This window comes from Pirellulales bacterium (genome assembly GCA_035546535.1).
In the GTDB taxonomy this organism is placed as follows: Bacteria; Planctomycetota; Planctomycetia; order Pirellulales; family JACPPG01; genus JACPPG01.
In genome coordinates this window covers 24,333-42,657 of the sequence record DASZWQ010000201.1, presented here as the reverse complement: position 1 = coordinate 42,657, position 18,325 = coordinate 24,333, and the positions used below count along the sequence as shown (strand labels likewise).

The window sequence follows — 18,325 nt, the reverse complement described above, 5'->3', positions numbered from 1 at the left end:
AATCCGGTGGAGCACTGGTAGACAAGCTACCAGTGGCACACGAGGCGCGGCCTTATGAAGTTTTGAAATCGCTACTTACCGCCGCGCACCGGCGCGCGGCAGCTTCGCATAGTCGCTACGAAAGCTTGCTGTGTTGCGTCGCGCGCTTGACTCGGGTCATCCGACTTGGGGCAACAACGCTTGCACGACACGCGGCAGGCGCATTTGGGAGGGCTCTTGGGAATGTCGATTTCGCAGTTCATGGATCAGCACTTCCGGCACTTCAACGCCCGCGAAACCGTCGACGCCTCGCGCGCCTGGAAGAAACATCTCGACGACGGCGGCAAGATGTTTCTGGCCATGGCCGGAGCGATGAGCACCGCCGAGCTGGGCATCTCGCTGGCCAAGATGATCCGCGCCGGCAAGATTCACGCCATCAGTTGCACGGCTGCCAATTTCGAAGAGGACATCTTCAATCTGGTCGCGCACAAAGATTACTGCATGGTGCCCCACTACCGCGACCTGTCCCCCGATGCTGAAGTCGAGCTTCGCGACAAGGGCTTTAACCGGGTCACGGATACCTGCATTCCGGAAACCGTTATCCGCCACATCGAAGGCAAGCTCTTGGAATACTGGATCGAGGCCGGCGAGAAAGGCGAGTCGTACTTCTCCTGCGAGTACTTCTACCGCCTGATCAAGGACGGAGTGTTAGAGAAGGTTCGCCACATCCCGAAGGAGCACTCCTGGGTATGGGCCGCCTACGACATGAAGATTCCGGTTTACACGCCGGGCTACGAAGATTCCACGCTGGGCAATATTTTCGCCGCCCGCGTGCTCGAGGGGCGCGTGAAGAGCCACAACGTCATCAAGAGTGGCACCGCGCAGATGGAGCACCTGGTGCGCTGGTATCTCGACACGGTCGAAAAATCGCAGATCGGCTTTTTCCAGATCGGCGGCGGCATCGCCGGCGACTTCGCGATCTGCGCCGTTCCGCTGATCATCCAGGACCTGGAAAAAGACGTCAGCCTGTGGAGCTACTTCTGCCAGATCTCGGATTCGACCACGTCCTTCGGCTCGTATTCGGGCGCCGTGCCGAACGAAAAGATCACCTGGTGGAAACTCGACCGCGACGCCCCGAAGTTCATGATCAACTCCGACGCGTCAATCGTGGCGCCCTTGATGTTTGCGTACGTGCTGGGGGAATAGGGCGCTCGCTCCTTTCGCGTTGATCACGCGGTTTTCGTACAGTCAATGCTTGGTTACAGCCATGTGCCGGTCGAATGAGGCCGTAGGCTACATAAAATCGCATTGCCCGAGGATCGGTAGCTTCGCAGGCGACAACGCTCCGCAGCTTCTTCTCGCCGAAGTCGCGGATGAACTAGCCGCCGCCGATTGCTCGGACCTTTTCCCTGGGCGTTATAAGGAGCATGTCGCGTATGCGCTTAGCATGGTCGCTCAGCATCGATTCCTAGAGCCACCCGCGGCGATCGCAGCGGTATATCTGTCGACGCGATTTGAATTCTTCTTTCGAATGCTTTCCGGTGTTTTAAACCCAAATGGCACTTGGGTTGACCCGTTGCACGGTAGGGATCGGGCACAAGCCGCGCTCGGAGAGCATTCGCTCAAGAACTGCAAGAAAGGCGTCTCAAACGTTTCGACGGCGTACAAGCTAATGAAACTCAATACGTCGCAGCGCGCGGCAGGCGTCTTCGATGACTTAGATCGGACGCTGTTCGCAACGCCCACGATCGTCGGGTCCCGCGGCACGATTCTGGACATTGGAGAACGAATCGCGTGGTGCCGGCATGAGGCTTCGCACGGTCAAGTGGGCGACATCTCGTCTGAGGCGATTTTTTATGGCTTGGTCACAGCAATAATCTTCTATAACCAATAAAACGGAAGCAACAACGACAGATCGCGATGAACTCACTCAGTCGCCGACAGTTTCTCGCAAGCGCTGCGGCAGGCATCACGGCCAGCTGTACAGCGACGTCGCTCGGGGGTTACACGCTTGCCGATCCGCCAAAGGCCACCGAGAAATCTGCCGACGACGCCGCGAAGGGCGCCGCCAACAAGCCTGCCACCATCATCGCCCCGCGCACGGCCGATGATTTGCAAAGGGCGCTCGACAAGCAATTAGCCGCCGGTGGCGGACTTGTTCGTCTGAAGCCAAAGAGCACGATCACCTGCACGGTTCAGAACGTGCCGATTGCCGGCGAGACGTCGATCCATGCGCTCTTGGTGCCAGCGAACGTCGACTTGGATCTGAACGGCGGCACGGTCCTCTTGGATCTGCGCTCCAACAGCTACGGCGTGCGACTGGCCTCGCATGCGACGATCCGTAACGGCACCGTGAGGGTGGTGCGCAGCGAAGGGAAGGGATCGCAAGCGATCTGGCACGCGCCGATCGGCGTGGGGGCCGCCTACGGCGACGGGGGCACTGTGGCGAAGCCGGGCCATTTTTCGTCCGTCGGGCATTGGCGCATCGAGGACATGACCCTCGAACAGCCCTTCGAAGCGGCGTTCATCCAGCTCATGTCCGAGGCGCATCACGGCCTGATCCGCAACATTCGCATGCTCGATTCCGAGAAGGCACTCTTGGGCATCAGCCTCGATTGGGGAACCGTCGGGCCGGTCGCCACGGCCGATCACCTGGTGCCGCAGATGCGCAAGCTGTGGGAAAAGAACGAAATCTCTTCCACGCATCCGCAGCACGTGCTCATCGAGAACATCACAGTCGGCAAGCTCGGCCGCAGCATGGATGGCAACGACGCCGGGGTGCGCTGCTCGGGCTGCCATCACATCACGATCCGCAATCTGCAGGTCGAAACCGCGATGGCCGCCGTCGCCCTGTTCGGGGGTGATTTCGGTTTCGAGTTCGCGCCCGATCACGAGCGTAGCCAGGCCCACAAGGGCTACCTGATCGACGGCGTGAAGATCGGCGCAGCCCGGATGTACGGCATCGTGATGAACGGGGCCGAAGACAACGTGTATCGCTCGCGGCGCGATTTCGGTTACGACTCGCTGCGCGACCCGGTGCATCCCGGCCTGGACCAGCCCGTGATCCGCAACGTGGTATTGCGCGGCACCGGCGCCCCGCATTCGCGCGGCGTCTATGCGGCGGCGACGACAGGCGCGATGTTCGAAAATGTCGACGTCGAGGGTTTTGACACCGGCGTGGCGGTCAACTCTTGGGTCCGCTCGCTCACTTTCCGCAACGGCCGCATCGCGAAGAACAAGGAAAAGATTCACCTCAACGGCGGCCCCGACGCCCCGATCGACGTGAAGTTCGAGAATAATGCCGAGAGTTGAACGCGAAGGCGGGGAGGCTTCGTTGCAATCACGGAGGTGCCGCTTGGGTGGGCTAGGTGGGCGACGTATCGCGCCGATCGCGCGAGATTGCTATCTCTGCCTCGCGGCGATCGCGCTTTTTCTCGGCGTGTTGCCGTCCGGATTTCTGTGCCCGCGGAACGCCGCTCGAGCCGACGACGCGAAGCCGTGGATCGCCGTCGGCCGCGTAACCGACGGCAGCGGCGAGCCAATGGCCGACGTGAAGGTTCGCGCCGCGACGGGCATGGGCACGCTCTTGGGCGGAGGGACGACATTCACCGACGCCGAAGGAAAGTACGAATTGCGCTTCGGGCCGGGCATTTTGATCGTCAACGAGGGTCCGTATTGTCAGGCGGCGGCAATCGGGGCTACCAAAGCGGGTCTTTCCGAACGAAACATGAACCGGCAAGGCGATTGCGTGGCGGCATTAAGCCGGGTTCTCGACGCGCCGATCGACCTGAGCAAGCTCGACACGTGGGGCAAGCCGGCCGAGCGCGTCTTTCTGCCGGGAGTGCGCAAGGAGATCAACTTCGTGATGGTGCCGGCCGCCCGGGCGTCGGGCCGGCTGGTTGACGCCGAGGGGAAGCCACTGGCGGGTTACTCGGTCTCGCTCACCGGAAAGGAATTGCCGCCGGCGCAGAACGTCATCGAGCACGACACGACCGACGACCAAGGGAGATTCGAACTGTCAGACCTGCCTGGCGAATTCGCCTTCCAGTTTCTCGTCGAGCCCGCCGAGCGTGGTCCTCCGTGGCGCGCCTGGGCCAGCATGCCAATGACCTTCGCCGACCCGGGCCAAAGGGCGTTGAGCGTCGCGGTTAAGAGCGCCGCTGGAAAAATGCAGGTTGCGGGACAGGAGTTCGAACTGCAAATCGTCGGCGAGGGCATCAACTGGCGCGAGGCGCTCGCGCAGGCTGTCGAAAGTACGCATATTCTTTATCAGAGCGATGCCGGCGATTGGCAGATCGCCGAAGGGGCGCGCGTGGAGGCCGACGCCGTGCGGATCGTAATTGCGCCGGATGATGGCCCGGCGCAGGACCGCAAAGAATAAGTCCCGCCGCCCGCGTGGCACATGGCATGCCCGAGGGCGCTGCTATTTGCGAAGGGAGAAAACCTTGTGACCACCCCATCCAAGACAGCGATCGTCACCGGGGCTTCGCAGGGCATCGGGGCCGGTGTCGTGACCGCCTTTGTCGCGCGCGGCTACAACGTCGTGGCCAATTCGCGTAGCATCACCAGATCGGGCGCATTTACTTCGACCGATCAACTGGCCCTGGTCAACGGAGACATCGGTGACCCGGCGACGGCGGCTAAGGTTGCCGAAACCGCCATTAATCGGTTCGGCAAGATCGACGCCCTGATCAACAACGCCGGCATCTTTCTGCCCAAGGCCTTCATCGATTACACGGCCGAAGATTTCCAATCGCTCGTGCACACGAACGTGGAAGGCTTCTTGTACATCACGCAGTTGGCCGCGCGGCAGATGCTGCGGCGGAAGTCCGGCGGTAGCATTGTCAACGTAACGACCACTTTAGCCCAGCATCCGATCGCCGGAGTGGACTGCGTGGTGCCAATGATTACCAAGGGCGGCCTGGAAGCGGCGACCCGGAACCTGGCCATCGAGTACGCGAGAGAAGGCATCCGGGTTAACGCCGTCGCACCGGGTACGGTCGATACGCCGATGCACGAGAAAGCGCCGCGGGAGGCGCTTGCCAGCCTGTCGCCAATGGGTCGGATTGTCAGCGTCCGCGACATTGTCGACGCGATCGTGTACCTGACCGAGGCCGAGTCAGTGACGGGCGAAATCCTGCGCGTCGACGCCGGTGCGCACGTGGGGAAGTGGTGAGGGGATCTGCCGCTGGCCGGTTATCGGTCGACTTAACCAGCATTCCGCACTGGTGGGCGAGCCACCAGCGGCACTTACGCCTACGATTGTCTTGGTCCGCCCAAATACAGCCCCGGCCAGGGTGGTAAATCAGCTTCCGGCTGTGGTACGATAAGGGCCGATCAGCTCCGTCGGACGTCTTCGTGCGGCCGGCGCCCAATGCTCGCCAGTTTCCAACCTGCCTCAATGCCAGGACTCGCCATGCTTCGCGTCCTTGGTTCATCCCGTGCCCTGTGCGATGGTCTCACGCGGCGTGAGTTGCTGCGCGTGGGCGGGCTGGGGCTGGCCGGTTTAGGGATGGCCGATCTCCTGCGATTGCAAGACGCGGCCGCCGCGACCAGCGAAGCGCGGCCCAGGTCATTCGGGCGGGCCAAGTCCGTCATCCTCATCCATCTGTACGGCGCGCCGAGCCAGATCGAGTTCGTCGACCCGAAGCCGAACGCTCCGGTCGAGATTCGTGGCGAGCTGGGGCAGATCGCCTCCAGCCTGCCTGGCTGCGACGTGTGCGAGCTCTTGCCGAACTTCGCCAAGGTGATGGACCGGACCACGGTTCTGCGTTCGGTCACGCACCCCTATCCGCTGCATGGCGTGGCGTACGCACTGACAGGCGTGCCGGCGATCGACGCGCCGATGGAACTCAGCCCACGCGATCCGCGGCATTGGCCGTTTTTCGGCTCGGTGGTCGATTACGTCGAGTCGCAGCGCGAGCGAACGGCCGGCGCGGCTGCACCGAAACGCCGCGTGCCGAACAATATCGCCCTGCCGTTCCGCTTTAGCAGCCGGCGGGTGGGCGAGGTGCCGCGCGCCGGGCCGTACGCGTCGTTCCTGGGGAACGAGTACGACCCGGTGTGGACCGATTTCGTCGGCGAAGGCACGAAGGCCCTGACCAAGACCCTCGCCCAGCAAAAGTTCGAGGACAATGACCCGTACATCGGCCTCACGCCGGATAGCCACTTCGTTGTCCCCTCCGCGACGGCGTTATTGCCGGAGTTGACGCTTGATCGGCTCGATCGGCGGCGAACTTTGCTGGCCCAGTTGGATCAGGCTCGGGCTGATTTGAACAGTAGCGCCGGCGGCCGGCAGTTCGATCGTTATCGACAGATGACCTATACGCTGCTGGAATCGGACGACCTGCGCGCTGCCCTGGACGTGCGACGCGAATCGGACCAGATGCGCGATATGTACGGCCGGACGCTCTTTGGCCAGGCGTGCCTGGCGGCGCGACGGCTGGTCGAAGCGGGCAGCCGGATGGTGAGCGTTTTTTGGGACGAGTACGGCCTGGCCGGCAGCGGCTGGGACACGCATTGGAACCATTATCCGCGCATGCGCCAGGAGCTTTGTCCGGGACTGGACCTGGCCTGGTACGGCCTGATTTCGGACCTCGACCGGCGCGGCATGCTCGACGATACGCTGGTCGTCTGTACCAGCGAACATGGCCGCACGCCACATATCGCCAATGTCCAAGGGGGCGGGCGGGACCATTGGTCGAGAGTTTATTCGGCACTTTTTGCCGGCGGTGGCACGGCGCGAGGCCGGGTCGTGGGGGCCTCGGACAAGCATGGCGGCGACGTCGCCAACGATCCAGTCAGCCCGAAGGATATGCTGGCCACGATGTATCACTTGCTGGGCATCGACCACCGCACGATGGTACACGACGCGCAGGGGCGCCCGTTGCCGCTCGTCGATGGCGAAGTGATTTCGGCCGCGCTGGCGTAGCGAATCGCGGTGCGTGGCATCTCTCGAATTGCGTCCTTCGGCGCGATTTTGCGCGAAAATGCGTAACTCTGGGCGCGAGAGGCAAGCAAGATAAGCCTTTTTTGCGGTTTCTTGCCTCGTGATGGATCTCATGCGCCGCTCCTCTGCAGCGCTCGGCGCAGCATTGGAGACGTGGCTTCGATCGTGCGCGATGCGACGAGCGATCGGGGCGTAAGCGCGCTTTCGCACAATGACGAACTCGCTCCGCGCATCATATCTCTGCGCCGCGCATCGGGTCGTTGCGTCGCGCGATCAAAGGACGCGCGCGATGCGCAATGGCTCACCGATGCGCGAACATCGAGAAGAGCGCGATCGAGGTGGATCGCGCGAGTTTGGCAAAACTGGGCTTGCACAATTTGCAAGCCCCCCGTACAAATGGATGCATGTGGCAGCAACGACTGCAACGCTACTGCGTTTTGGTCGTCGCAACAACACGAAGTTTTTGATCAGAGGTGAGTGTCGGCCACACGGGAACTGCTAGGAAAGTTCTCATCGGCCTCACCAGCACCCTTAGTTAGGAGGACGTAAGAGTGGCCAAGAAGAAAGCTGCCAAGAAAGGTGCCAAGAAGAAGGCCGCCAAGAAGAAGACCGCCAAGAAGAAGTAGGTGGTCCGCGATCGAGGCCGATTTTACGGTCCCGATTGTGTGAATCTAAAAGCAACAACGGTGACGAGCCGCCCGCCTGCACAAGGTGGGCGGCTCTATTTTTGCGCCGCGGTTTTGACGCGGAATTCGGCCAATAAGCGCGTTTCGCCTGCTTGTGTCCTGCGATGCGTTTTCGCAAGCCGAATAAGCATGCGTAGCAACGAAAGAGCGCCCTCCGCGAATCTTAAAACATGCTTGTTCGCGTGCCGCGAAAAAGCATGGCACTCGGGATTAATGCCCAACAGGAACTCAGTACTTTCCCGTCTCTGCCGCCCGCAGGCTGGCGCGCATCATGATCTTCGCGGCCTCTAAAAATGCCACGAAGCGCTCGTCCTTGGTCATGCCGTGGTGGTAGCGGTAATAGATCTGCTGCGCGATGACGGCCGTTTTGAACATGGCGTAGACGTAGTAGAACGCCATACCCGACGTGTCGCGGCCGGTTTTCTCGGCATAACGGGTGGCGAGTTCCGCCCGGGTCATGCTGCCGGGCTCGGTCGTGGGGGCCCAGCGGATCAGTTGCATCTCGCCGGGATCGTCGGCGTTGATCCAGTAGCACAGCGCCGTGCCCAGGTCGGAGAGCGGATCGCCGAGCGTACACATTTCCCAATCGAGCACGCCGATGATGCGCGTGACGTCGTCGGCCGCCACGATCACATTGTCGTACTTGTAATCGTTGTGGATCAGGGTCGCGTCGGAATGGGCCGGCATGTGCTCGGCCATCCAGCGGCTGACCGGCTCGACCTCGGGGATGTCGTGCGTTTGCGAGCCGTAATAGCGCTTCACCCACCCCTCAACCTGCCGCTGCATATAGCCGACTGGCTTGCCGAGGTCTCCGAGGCCGATTTTTTCGTAGTCCAGCCCGTGCAGCGTGGCCAGCGTATCGACGAACGATTCACTGAGCCGGCGAGCGACATTCGGCGAAAAGTCGAGGCCCTGCGGCGGCTCGCGGCGGATAATCACGCCGCGGATACGCTTCATCAAGTAGAAGGGTGCGCCGAGGACGGCCTCATCTTCGCAATACAAAACCGGTTCCGGCGCGGGCGCGAACGCTTTGTGCAATTTCGAGAGCACGCGGTACTCACGTCCCATGTCGTGAGCGCTTTTCACCTTGCTGCCAAACGGAGGACGCCGCAGCACCATATCCAAATCGCCCAGGCGGACCGAATAGGTGAGGTTCGAATGGCCGGCGGGAAACTGCTCGATGGTGAGCGAGCCGGCGGCCTGCGGCAAATGCTTGCGCAGGTAGGCTTCGAGCTTGGCGAGATCGAGTTCCTCGCCCGAGCGAACAGCGCGCGTCTTGTCGAGAATGTCGGTCAAAGGAGGGGCTCCGTGGCGTGCATGAGGCGGGCGGGTCAGGAAATCTTCAGTCCGTAACGGCCGAGAATGCGCTTGGCAACGACCATTTTGTGGACCTCGTCGGCTCCGTCGTAGATGCGCGCCCCCCGCTCGTTGCGCAGATAAATCGACAGCGGGGTGTCGGTCGTAATGCCGAGTGCGCCATGTACCTGGATGGCCCGGTCGATGACTTTCAAGAGCACGTCGGCGGCAAAGAACTTGATGCACGAAATCTCCTCGCGCGCCGCGGCCATCCCCTGATTGTCGATTTTCCAGGCGGCTTCCAGCACCATCAGTCGGGCGGCGTTGATTTCCGCGCGGCTGTCGGCGATCCACTGCTGGATGATCTGCTGCGTGCCCAATGGCTTGCCTGGCGCCAATTCGCGGCTGGCGGCGCGCTGGCACATCAGATCGAACGAGCGCTCGCAGATGCCGATCCACCGCATGCAATGGTGAATGCGGCCGGGACCGAGCCGCTCCTGGGCAATGGCAAACCCTTCTCCTTCTTTGCCCAGCAGGTTGCTTTGCGGTACGCGGCAATCTTCGTAGACCACTTCCGCGTGGCTGTCGTAATCGTCGCCGGCGTGCCCCATCAGCTCGATATTGCGAACGAATTTGAAGCCCGGCGTGTTCACCGGCACGATGATCTGGCTGGCCCGCTTGTGCGGCGGCGCCTCGGGGTTCGTCACGGCCATCACGATGGCAAAGGCCGAACCGTCGTACGACGAGGTGAACCACTTGCGGCCGTTGATCACGTAGTCGTTGCCCTGTTTCACGGCCAGGGTGTCCATCCACACGGGGTTCGAACCGGGACGGTCGGGCTCGGTCATCGAGAAGCAACTGCGAATCTCCCCGGCGAGCAATGGCCGCAGCCATGACTTCTTCTGCTCGTCGGTGCCGAACATCATCAGGATTTCCATATTGCCCGCATCCGGCGCCTGGCAGTTGAAGCAATAATGTCCCAGCGTGCTGCGACCGAGCACTTCGCTGACCATGCCGTGTTCAAGCAGCGACAGGCCCATTCCGCCGTGCTCCTTGGGAATCTGCGGGCACCACAGGCCCATCTCACGCACCTTGGCGCGCTTTTCGCGCAGTTGCGGAACGGTGGCCTTGAACCCGCGATCACGTGCGTGCGGCTCAAGGGGATAGAGCTCCTTCTCGACGAACTCGCGCATCCGCGCGAGGATCTCCTGCATCTTTGGCGAAACAGAGAAGTCCATCCGAATCCCCCCTCGAAATGAATTTGGCGCAAGTTATCCGAGCTAGCGCATCAGTGGTTCCGCAGCTGACACAATCGTCGCATTTCCAGCGCCGCTGTAAAGCGGTCGGGTCGATGCGGTAGCCGGGCTCTGTGAGCCGGAACCGGTGGTTGGGCGCCCTGCCTCGAAGATTCCGGCTACAGAAGACTCCCGCCATGCGGTTACGCGCAGCGCCGTTCACCGGTACGTCAAATGCTCGGGATCGTCCAAATGCGGAAAGGCGTTGTACCGGCTGAGCGTGAACCGCTCGCCGGAGAAGATGAACTCGCTGAAAGCCGCGTTTCGCACCATCCAGGCCATTTGCAGCGTAGTGCGATGCGTGAGCCCCAAAGCCCGCTGCATGCATATTCCGACCGGCCCCCCCGAGGTGAAGGCCGCCACCTGCCGCCCGCCGGCCGGGTTGGCGGCAATCCGGTCGAGCGACTCGTGCATGCGCTGGCAAAACGCGTCCCACGATTCGACCTGGGGGAGATTCAGCTGCCCATGCACCCAGCGGTCGATCACGACCTCGTACATTTTCTGGAAGGCCCTCAGCTTCGCGGCGCGATCGGTGGCCCGCTCGACCGCTTCGTGGAGGCGGCGAATCGGCTCGTGCTCAGCGACTAATTGTGGCAGGGCCTGCTTGAGCACCGCCTCGGCTTCGTACTCGTCGAGCCCCGGTAGCATGACCGGCTCGGGCCAGGGAAGGCCGGCCTCGCGGTATGCGTTGCCCACCAACCGCGCCGTATCGACGTGGCGGCGGCGTGGCCCGGTGTACACCTCGTCGAAGATCACGCGGCGGCGGGCCCAGTATTCGCCAAGCAAACGCGCCTGCGTCTCGCCAATCAGCGACAACTGGTCATAGTCTTCGGCAAAGAACGAAGCCTGCCCATGACGGATGGCGTAGAGATTGCTCAAGCTTGCCTACCAGTCCTTGTCCTAACTACTCCACTGACGGGCAAGCCACCCCGTGGCACCCCATCCAGGTGAACCTCCAGGCCGGTCTTAGACAGTGCGAGCTTGGACATTCGACATTCCCTAGATCACGTGGCCACCGTCAGCCAGATAGACGCTGCCGGTGCAGTACGATGCCGCGTCGCCGGCCAAAAAGACTGCCAAGGGCGCGATTTCATCGGGCTGTGCCATGCGGCCCAGCGGCAGTTGCGAGGTAAACTTTTCGAGGTTGCTCTCGGTCTCCCACAACGCCTTGCTGAATTTCGTCTGCACCAGGCCCGGACAGATGGCGTTGACGCGAATCTTCACGGCGCCCCATTCGGCGGCCAGCACCTTGGTGAGGCTGATCAGCGCCGCCTTGCTCACGCTATAAATGCCCAGCATCGGCTCGGGACTGATACCGCCGATGCTGCTGATATTGATCACCGACCCGCCGCCGCGCTCGACCATGATGGGAAAGGCTTTTTTCGCCAGTTCCAACGGCCCTTTGACGTTCACGGCCATGATCTTGTCGAACACCCCCTCGTCGGCCATGACAATCGGCCCGAACACCGGGTTGGCCGCGGCGTTGTTGACGATGATGTCGACGCCCCCGAAGCGCGCGACGGTCTTGTCGACCAAGGCGTGAAGATCAGCGGTGCTGCCGGCGTGGGCCGCAAAAGCGTCGGCTTCACCCCCCGCGGCTTGGATCGTTTTCGCCACCGCGTCCACGGCGTCCTGCTTGCGGCTGCTGACCATGACCTTGGCGCCGAACTCGGCCAGGCCGCGGGCGATCGATTCGCCGATCCCCTTGCTCGCTCCGGTGACGATGGCCACCTTGCCGGTGAGATTGAAACGCGCTTTAATCGATTCGGCCATGACCCTAGGTCCCCTCGGTGGATTGCGCCCCGTGCGGCGCGTCGTTTTGATTCCAGCGAAAGCAAGGTAACATCCGCAGTCTACGGGGGCAAACGGCCGAGTTGCGATCCCCTCGAGTCATCGCACCCTCTTTTGACACATACCCCGAAGCGCCGACCAAAGACGAGGCTCCCGCCCGCGGCTGGGCGTCTCCGCAAGAAGGAATCTCTAATGCCCACGACCACCGTCACGAAAACTCGCCAGGTGGCCCTGCTCCTCTTCAACGACGTCGAAGTGCTCGACTTCTGTGGGCCATTCGAGGTCTTCTCCGTCACCGGGCAGCAGGAATCGCCGCGGCCGTTTCGGGTCTATACCGTGGCCGAGCGGTTAGCTACGGTCACGGCTAGAAACGGACTGAAGGTCGTGCCCGATTTTACGCTGGCCGACGCCCCGCCGGCCGATGTCTTGATTGTGCCCGGCGGTCAGGGAACGCGGCGCGAAATGCACAACGCGGCGCTTCTGGCATGGATCGCCGAGCGCGCGGCAGCGGCCGAACTCATTTTGTCGGTATGCACCGGCGCGCTTTTGTTGGCGAAGGCCAACCTGCTTGACGGGCTGCGTGCCACCACGCATCACGGTGCGATCGACCTGCTGCGTACAACAGCGCCGCGAACGCAAGTCGACGCCAACGAGCGCGTGGTGGATAACGGCCGCATTATCACCAGCGCCGGGATCGCCGCCGGCATCGATATGTCGCTCTACGTCGTAGCCAGGCTGCTAGGGCAAGCACAGGCCGAGCAGACGGCCAGGCACATGGAGTACCCCTGGCCGCGCCCCAATTGGCAGACGGGCGGATGATCTCGCGCCGTGGGGTACCCGTCCCGCGGGGTTTCTGTCGCGCAGATCTTTTAGGGTGTCGGCGTTTTGCCCTTTGCCGGCGGCGCTTTCGTGGCTGGCGCTTTGGCAGGCGTAGCCTTTGCCGGAGCTTTTGAGGGAGCCGATTTCGAAGTGTCGAATAGCTCCAATTTGTCTGCGGCCGGCTTGAGTTCGGTCTTGGCCGGTACCGCCGATGACTTCTTCGTCAGTCGATCGAACAGCTTCTGCGCCTCGGCCCGATGGGCGAAGGGGGCGTCTCCCTTGATCGCCGCTTCCAAGAGCCCCTTGGCGGCCTCGCCACGATTACGGTCATCCGCGAAGACGGCGAAGTAATAGGCGGCGTCGGGCGAGAATTGATTCGCCGTGGCCAGGGCGTTGAACATCCGCTCGGCATCCTCCATGCGTCCCATGCGGTAGCAAATCCAACCGAGGGTGGCCGCCGTTTCCACGTCGCGCTGTTGGCGATAGGTGGCCTCGGCCAGCGTGAAGGCGCGTTTGCGCTCGTCTTCGCCGATTTCGCACAGCGTCAGCGCCAACTCGTTGGCCACGCTGCCCGCGCCGGGCGATTCCAGGTACGCCCGCTCGAGGTATTTCTGGGCCTGGGGGTATTCCTTGGAGAAGCGCGCCACGCGGCCAGCGAGGAACAGAGCATCCTGCGATTCCGGATCGATCTTTAGCGCCTCCGCCACTTGTGCCTTGGCCCCCTCCAGGTCGCCGGTGCGCAGCATCCACTGCACGGCGTCGAGGCGTGTCTTCAGTCTCTTGGGGTCGGCGGCCACGGCTTGCTTCATCCATTTCTCGGCATTCGCCCGGTCTTTGTCCTTCTCGAAGAGCTGGGCCATGGTCATCTCGGGCGATGGAATGTCTTCGTCCATGCGGGCCGCTGCCTGAAGCTCGGCGTAGGCGTCTTTCTCTTTATCCATCTCGAACAGCACCTGCCCCAGCCGGTAATGCGCCGCGGCGGAGTCGGGGTTCGCCTTGATCAGTTCCGCGAGTAGTTTGCGTGCGTCTTCCCAGCGTTCGTGTTGCTGGGCAGTCATCGCCGCGCCGAGGAAGGCTCGGGTCATCAGATCCTTCTTTTTGTCGGCATCGCCTTTGAATCCCTTCAAAAGCCCGACCCCCCTTTCGCTCAGCAGGCCCGCATCGGTCCAGCGCCCTTCACGCAAGGCAATCTCGGCCATGACCAGGTAGGTTTCCGGATCATTCGGAAAATCCGTAATGCCTTTCTCCAACTGGGCACGTGCTTCGCGCGGGCGATTGATGGAAAAATAAACGTTGGCCAATTGCACGCGCCCGTTCGGCAACTCTGAGTGAGCTTTGGCCGCGGCATTAAATGATTCCAAGGCTCCTTCGATATCTTGTTTCGCGAGCCGCTGCTTGGCTTCCTCGATCTCGGGATAGACCTTTTTCTCGGTGGCCGCATCGATACGTAGTGGTTCAGACCGAGCCCAGCGGCTGGCTGCCGTGACCCCCAAGATCGTCGCCACGGTCAGAAGAATTCGGAATGCCGAGGTCGGCGGCGCAGCAAGATGTGCCAGGGAAGTGTGCATGCAAGAATCCTCAGCCGTCCGGTGCCAGGAAGAGATGAAAGGCGTCTCTCAAAGGGACATGTTCGCAATGCTAAGCGGAAAGCATCGGAAACCCTCCCCAGCGAACATGCAGTCCTATTCTAGCACGAGCCCAACGGTCCGCCAGCAAAGCAGTGGTAGCCCGGAACGGCGGAAAATTGGGCACAAACTCGGGTGGTACATCGTTCGCTCATCAAGATCCGGCGCCCGGCTTATGCCGCAAGTCATGGTCGCATACACTGAGTCGTGACCGATACCGAAGGGGGCCTCTCGTTGCATTCCGGCGGGACGATCGGCAGACATCAGCGGATTTCTAACCAGGAGCACACATGTCGTTCCATCTTTTCACCGGAACGGATACGTATCTCGTCACGCCCGAGCTCCGCGACGCGGTGAACGTCGCCTGCGCGCTGGAGAAGCCGCTCTTGATTCGCGGCGAGCCGGGGACGGGCAAAACCGTGCTGGCCGAAGCCGTGGCCGAGAATCTCGGCCGCGAGCTCGTGACCTGGAATATCAAGTCGACCACCAAGGCCCAAGATGGCCTGTATGTCTATGACACGGTGCAGCGGCTGAACGATGCTCGTTTCGGCGATCGCGATATCAGCGATATCCGCCAGTACATCAAGTTCGGGCCGCTCGGCCGGGCGCTGCGCGCGCAAGAGCGCGTGGTCCTCTTGATCGACGAGGTCGACAAAGCCGACATGGAATTTCCCAACGACCTCTTGCACGAGCTCGATCGCATGAGCTTCACGGTCGCCGAGACCGGTGATCAGATCACGGCTCAACAGCGCCCTATCGTCGTCATCACATCGAACAATGAAAAGGAGCTGCCCGACGCGTTCCTCCGCCGGTGTGTGTTCCACTACATCGAATTCCCGGGCAAGGAAACGATGGCCGAAATCGTGCGGGTTCATCATCCCGACGTCGAAAGCGATTTGCTGCGCCAAGTGCTGCTGCGATTCTATTGGTTGCGCGACCTGCCCGAGGTGCGCAAGCGCCCTTCGACCAGCGAACTGATTGATTGGATCGCGGCCCTTCGGCGCGGTGGCATTGCGGCGGCCGCGATCGAAAAGGAGCTGCCCTTCCTGGGGGTGCTGCTCAAACGCGAGACCGACATCGAAACCGTGCTCTCGAATCGCCGCTTCGGACGGGTGAGTTGAGCAGATAACATCGCAGACGGCATGCGCGCATGTTCATCGACTTCTTCTACCATCTGCGCAGCTTCGGCCTGAAGGTCGCCAGCACCGAATGGCTCGCACTCATGCAGGCCCTGGCCGGGGGGCACGCGCGGGCAGATCTCAACACGTTTTACTACCTGGCGCGGTGCCTGCTGGTGAAGCGCGAAGCGGATTTCGACGCGTACGATCGGGCCTTTGCGTCGTTTTTTGCCGGCATCGAAACATCGGTCGACTTGAGCGACGAATTGCTCGAGTGGCTCGAAAATCCGATCCTGCCGAACATCAGCGATGCCGACCGGGAAAAGCTGCAAGCCTTCGATCTGGACGAGCTGGCCTCGCGCTTTCGTGAGCTTCTCGAGCGGCAGAAGGAACGGCACGACGGCGGCAACCGCTGGATTGGCACCGGCGGCACATCGGCGTTTGGCCACGGCGGCGAGCACCCCTCCGGCGTGCGCGTAGGAGGCGAAGGGGGAGGACGCTCGGCGGTACAGGTCGCCGGCGAGCGACGTTTTCGCAATCTGCGCTCGGACCGCATTCTCGACACGCGGCAAATCGGCATTGCGCTGCGCCGGCTGAAGCGGCTGAACAAAGACGAGGGGCCCGAGGAACTGCAACTGGACGACACGATCGATCACAGCGCCCGCAACGGCGGCGAGATCGAGCTGGTCTTCGGACCGCCGCGGCGCAATCGCGTGAAGCTGCTGTTGTTGATGGACGTGGGGGGCTCGATGGATCCTTACACGCATCTGTGCGAGCGGTTGTTCAGCGCCGCCCATGCCGCGAATCATTTCAAGAAATTCGAGCATCGCTTCTTTCACAACTGTGTGTACGAGCGGGTATACACCGACATCCAGATCTGGAAGGGGGAGCCCACGGTCGATTTGCTCGCGAACCTCGATCACACCTGGTCGGTAATCTTCGTCGGCGACGCCTGGATGGCCCCCTCCGAGCTGACGCACCTGGGGGGCGCCCTGAGCTTCGACTATCGCAATTCCGAGACAGGCCTGGCGTGGCTGGTGCGCATCCGCGAGCGCGTGCCGAACTCGGTGTGGCTTAATCCCGAGCCGCGCGAGCGATGGAACGCGGCAACGATTCGCATGATTCGCCGCCTGTATCCGATGTACGAATTAACGATCGACGGGCTGACCGAAGCCGTCGACGTATTGCGCGGCGTTCGTCCGAATCGGCCGAACGCCCAGGAGATCCGACCGCCGGCGAGCTAGGAGCGCAAAAGGAAAGGCCACCCGCGCAGGTGGCCTTTCGATCGTGCAGGTTTTTATCTTCGACCACGGCTATTTCGCCCGCCGGCGATACCGACAACCGGCAAGGCTCAAGAGCCCCAGGCCTAACAGGGCGAGGGAAGACGGCTCGGGTACGGCTCGCCCCAGCTCGAACGGCGAAAAGCTGCTGGTGACGAACGTGATCGTATGGTCGGTCGTATTCACCGTGCCGCCGAACTCCCAGGCATTAGCCGTTTTGTCGAAATGCCACAGGCCTAGTTGCGACTGGTCGAATCCGCCCGGCAATTGCGACGGATCGTAATGAAAAACGAGCGTCGCTGTCTGGCCGGTCGGCAGGCCGGTGTACTCGACGCTCCAAATCTGCGGCGCGGCCGACAGCGAGCTCGTCGACAGCGCGAAGATCGGGTTCACCTGCGCGGCAGCGATCGCCTGTTGCGACAGGCCACCGGAATTCGGAATCTGCTGCGCCGTGAAGGTTCCGCCGTTGGTATTGCCGCTAAGGTTGATCGTCACTCCGCCCGTGGCTGCCGCGCCCCCCAGCACGCTGGCTTGCGTGGCGTCCGGCGCGACGGTCGTGATGTTCGACGTGCCGAAATGTGCCGTCGACACTGCATTGAGCGTGAACGTGCCTGTCGAATTGCGCGGACCGGAACCAACGGGCTCGGTGTAATGCCCAGAAACGCTCAACGTCCAATCGCCGGACCCCGGACCACCGGTCTCGGCCAGCGTCCACTGACCGGCGGTGACTTTGTCGGTGTAACCCTGTGCTGGGAATACTTCGCTGGAGTTATCGGTGAAGGTTTCGGTTAACGCGCCGCCCAAGACATCGAACGTAGTTGTGTTAGCCTGGTAGACGCCATTGTTGCTGGTCAAGACCGGGCTGCTGAAATCGAAGCTCAGGCCTGTGTAGTCGACGACGACGCCCGGCGACTGACTCTTCACGGTCATCGAACCGTCTTGCTGGTAGTAGCCATCGCCGCCGATGAACTGAATGCTCGTCGGCGTATCGGTCGTTGGATCGAAGCTCACCAGAAAATGTCCGCTAACGCTCGTGGTGTCGCTGCCCGGAGAAACCGGGACATATGTCCCATAAATGCCGCCCACGGTGGAATAATTAAACGTGCTTTGCGATGGATCGATAGTGAAAACCACGTCCTGGTTGGCAGCGCAGGCGGACGATGGAACAAGCGCGACGAGCGTCGCCGCGAGCAGAGCAAATGTGACACTCGGAAATCGAGCGGCCAGCATAGGAACACCTCTTCGATGATTTCCCGAAAGAAATATGGATGCACGAAACGCCACGAGATAAAAAGCAACGTCAGAGCTCCCCGACGTGCGGCGGCAGATCGAGTGCGCACCGAAGAAGATGAACAAAGCGCAAGGCCGGGCACCGCACAGAAGAGCAAACGCTTACGAGCGACGTTTGGTTAGCGGGCCCATGTTCCGAAAGAGAGGAACTGTCTAACCCTTATAGGGGTTCGGATTGTCAGATGCAAGGGAAATCT

The 18,325-nt window shown here is 61.8% G+C and carries 15 protein-coding genes; 9 read left to right on the top strand and 6 right to left on the bottom strand.

Annotated elements, in window-relative coordinates:
- Nucleotides 1-222: 222 nt before the first annotated feature.
- The 6 genes from VHD36_23340 to VHD36_23315 all read left to right on the top strand — a co-directional run bounded on the left by VHD36_23340 (nt 223) and on the right by VHD36_23315 (nt 6,910).
- The gene (locus VHD36_23340; protein ID HVU90285.1) at nt 223-1,185 is read left to right on the top strand and encodes a deoxyhypusine synthase family protein; all 963 of its coding nucleotides are present in this window, start codon (nt 223-225) and stop codon (nt 1,183-1,185) included.
- Between the two features lie 61 nt (nt 1,186-1,246).
- Complete coding sequence (locus VHD36_23335) at nt 1,247-1,873, top strand: hypothetical protein (GenBank protein HVU90284.1); 627 nt, start codon at nt 1,247-1,249, stop codon at nt 1,871-1,873.
- Between the two features lie 26 nt (nt 1,874-1,899).
- Nucleotides 1,900-3,291 carry a hypothetical protein gene (locus VHD36_23330; protein ID HVU90283.1) on the top strand — a complete coding sequence of 464 codons (1,392 nt, stop codon included), beginning with the start codon at nt 1,900-1,902 and terminating at the stop codon, nt 3,289-3,291.
- Nucleotides 3,292-3,334: 43 nt separating this feature from the next.
- Nucleotides 3,335-4,360 carry a carboxypeptidase-like regulatory domain-containing protein gene (locus tag VHD36_23325; protein HVU90282.1) on the top strand — a complete coding sequence of 342 codons (1,026 nt, stop codon included), beginning with the start codon at nt 3,335-3,337 and terminating at the stop codon, nt 4,358-4,360.
- A 66-nt stretch (nt 4,361-4,426) separates the two neighbouring features.
- Entirely contained in the window at nt 4,427-5,155 is a 729-nt protein-coding gene (locus VHD36_23320; GenBank protein ID HVU90281.1) for an SDR family oxidoreductase, read from the top strand.
- 240 nt (nt 5,156-5,395) lie between these two features.
- Nucleotides 5,396-6,910, top strand: coding sequence for a DUF1501 domain-containing protein (locus VHD36_23315; GenBank protein HVU90280.1), 1,515 nt, complete (start codon nt 5,396-5,398; stop codon nt 6,908-6,910).
- Between the two features lie 932 nt (nt 6,911-7,842).
- Here VHD36_23315 and VHD36_23310 read toward each other — a convergent pair.
- The 4 genes from VHD36_23310 to VHD36_23295 all read right to left on the bottom strand — a co-directional run bounded on the left by VHD36_23310 (nt 7,843) and on the right by VHD36_23295 (nt 11,978).
- On the bottom strand, nt 7,843-8,910 hold the full coding sequence (locus tag VHD36_23310) for a phosphotransferase family protein (protein HVU90279.1): 1,068 nt from the start codon (nt 8,908-8,910) through the stop codon (nt 7,843-7,845).
- A gap of 35 nt (nt 8,911-8,945) precedes the next feature.
- On the bottom strand, nt 8,946-10,148 hold the full coding sequence (locus VHD36_23305) for an acyl-CoA dehydrogenase family protein (GenBank protein ID HVU90278.1): 1,203 nt from the start codon (nt 10,146-10,148) through the stop codon (nt 8,946-8,948).
- Nucleotides 10,149-10,364: 216 nt separating this feature from the next.
- The gene (locus VHD36_23300) at nt 10,365-11,084 is read right to left on the bottom strand and encodes a histidine phosphatase family protein (protein HVU90277.1); all 720 of its coding nucleotides are present in this window, start codon (nt 11,082-11,084) and stop codon (nt 10,365-10,367) included.
- A 120-nt stretch (nt 11,085-11,204) separates the two neighbouring features.
- Nucleotides 11,205-11,978 (bottom strand): glucose 1-dehydrogenase, encoded by a 774-nt coding sequence (locus VHD36_23295; protein ID HVU90276.1) that lies wholly within the window; start codon nt 11,976-11,978, stop codon nt 11,205-11,207.
- Between the two features lie 210 nt (nt 11,979-12,188).
- On the opposite strand from VHD36_23295, the gene VHD36_23290 reads away from it, so the two are divergent.
- The gene (locus tag VHD36_23290; protein HVU90275.1) at nt 12,189-12,815 is read left to right on the top strand and encodes a DJ-1/PfpI family protein; all 627 of its coding nucleotides are present in this window, start codon (nt 12,189-12,191) and stop codon (nt 12,813-12,815) included.
- Between the two features lie 50 nt (nt 12,816-12,865).
- Here the strand turns inward: VHD36_23290 and VHD36_23285 are convergent, their stop codons facing one another.
- A complete protein-coding gene (locus VHD36_23285; GenBank protein ID HVU90274.1) occupies nt 12,866-14,383 on the bottom strand; it encodes a tetratricopeptide repeat protein in 1,518 nt (505 codons plus the stop codon).
- A 347-nt stretch (nt 14,384-14,730) separates the two neighbouring features.
- Between VHD36_23285 and VHD36_23280 the strand changes: the two genes are divergently transcribed.
- Together VHD36_23280 and VHD36_23275 are read left to right on the top strand one after the other, a co-directional pair.
- Nucleotides 14,731-15,561, top strand: coding sequence for a MoxR family ATPase (locus tag VHD36_23280; protein HVU90273.1), 831 nt, complete (start codon nt 14,731-14,733; stop codon nt 15,559-15,561).
- A 29-nt stretch (nt 15,562-15,590) separates the two neighbouring features.
- Nucleotides 15,591-16,802, top strand: a complete 1,212-nt coding sequence (locus VHD36_23275; protein HVU90272.1) for a VWA domain-containing protein — start codon at nt 15,591-15,593, stop codon at nt 16,800-16,802.
- A gap of 69 nt (nt 16,803-16,871) precedes the next feature.
- On the opposite strand, the gene VHD36_23270 is transcribed toward VHD36_23275, so the two are convergent.
- Entirely contained in the window at nt 16,872-18,068 is a 1,197-nt protein-coding gene (locus tag VHD36_23270) for a PEP-CTERM sorting domain-containing protein (protein HVU90271.1), read from the bottom strand.
- Between the last annotated feature and the right edge of the window lie 257 nt (nt 18,069-18,325).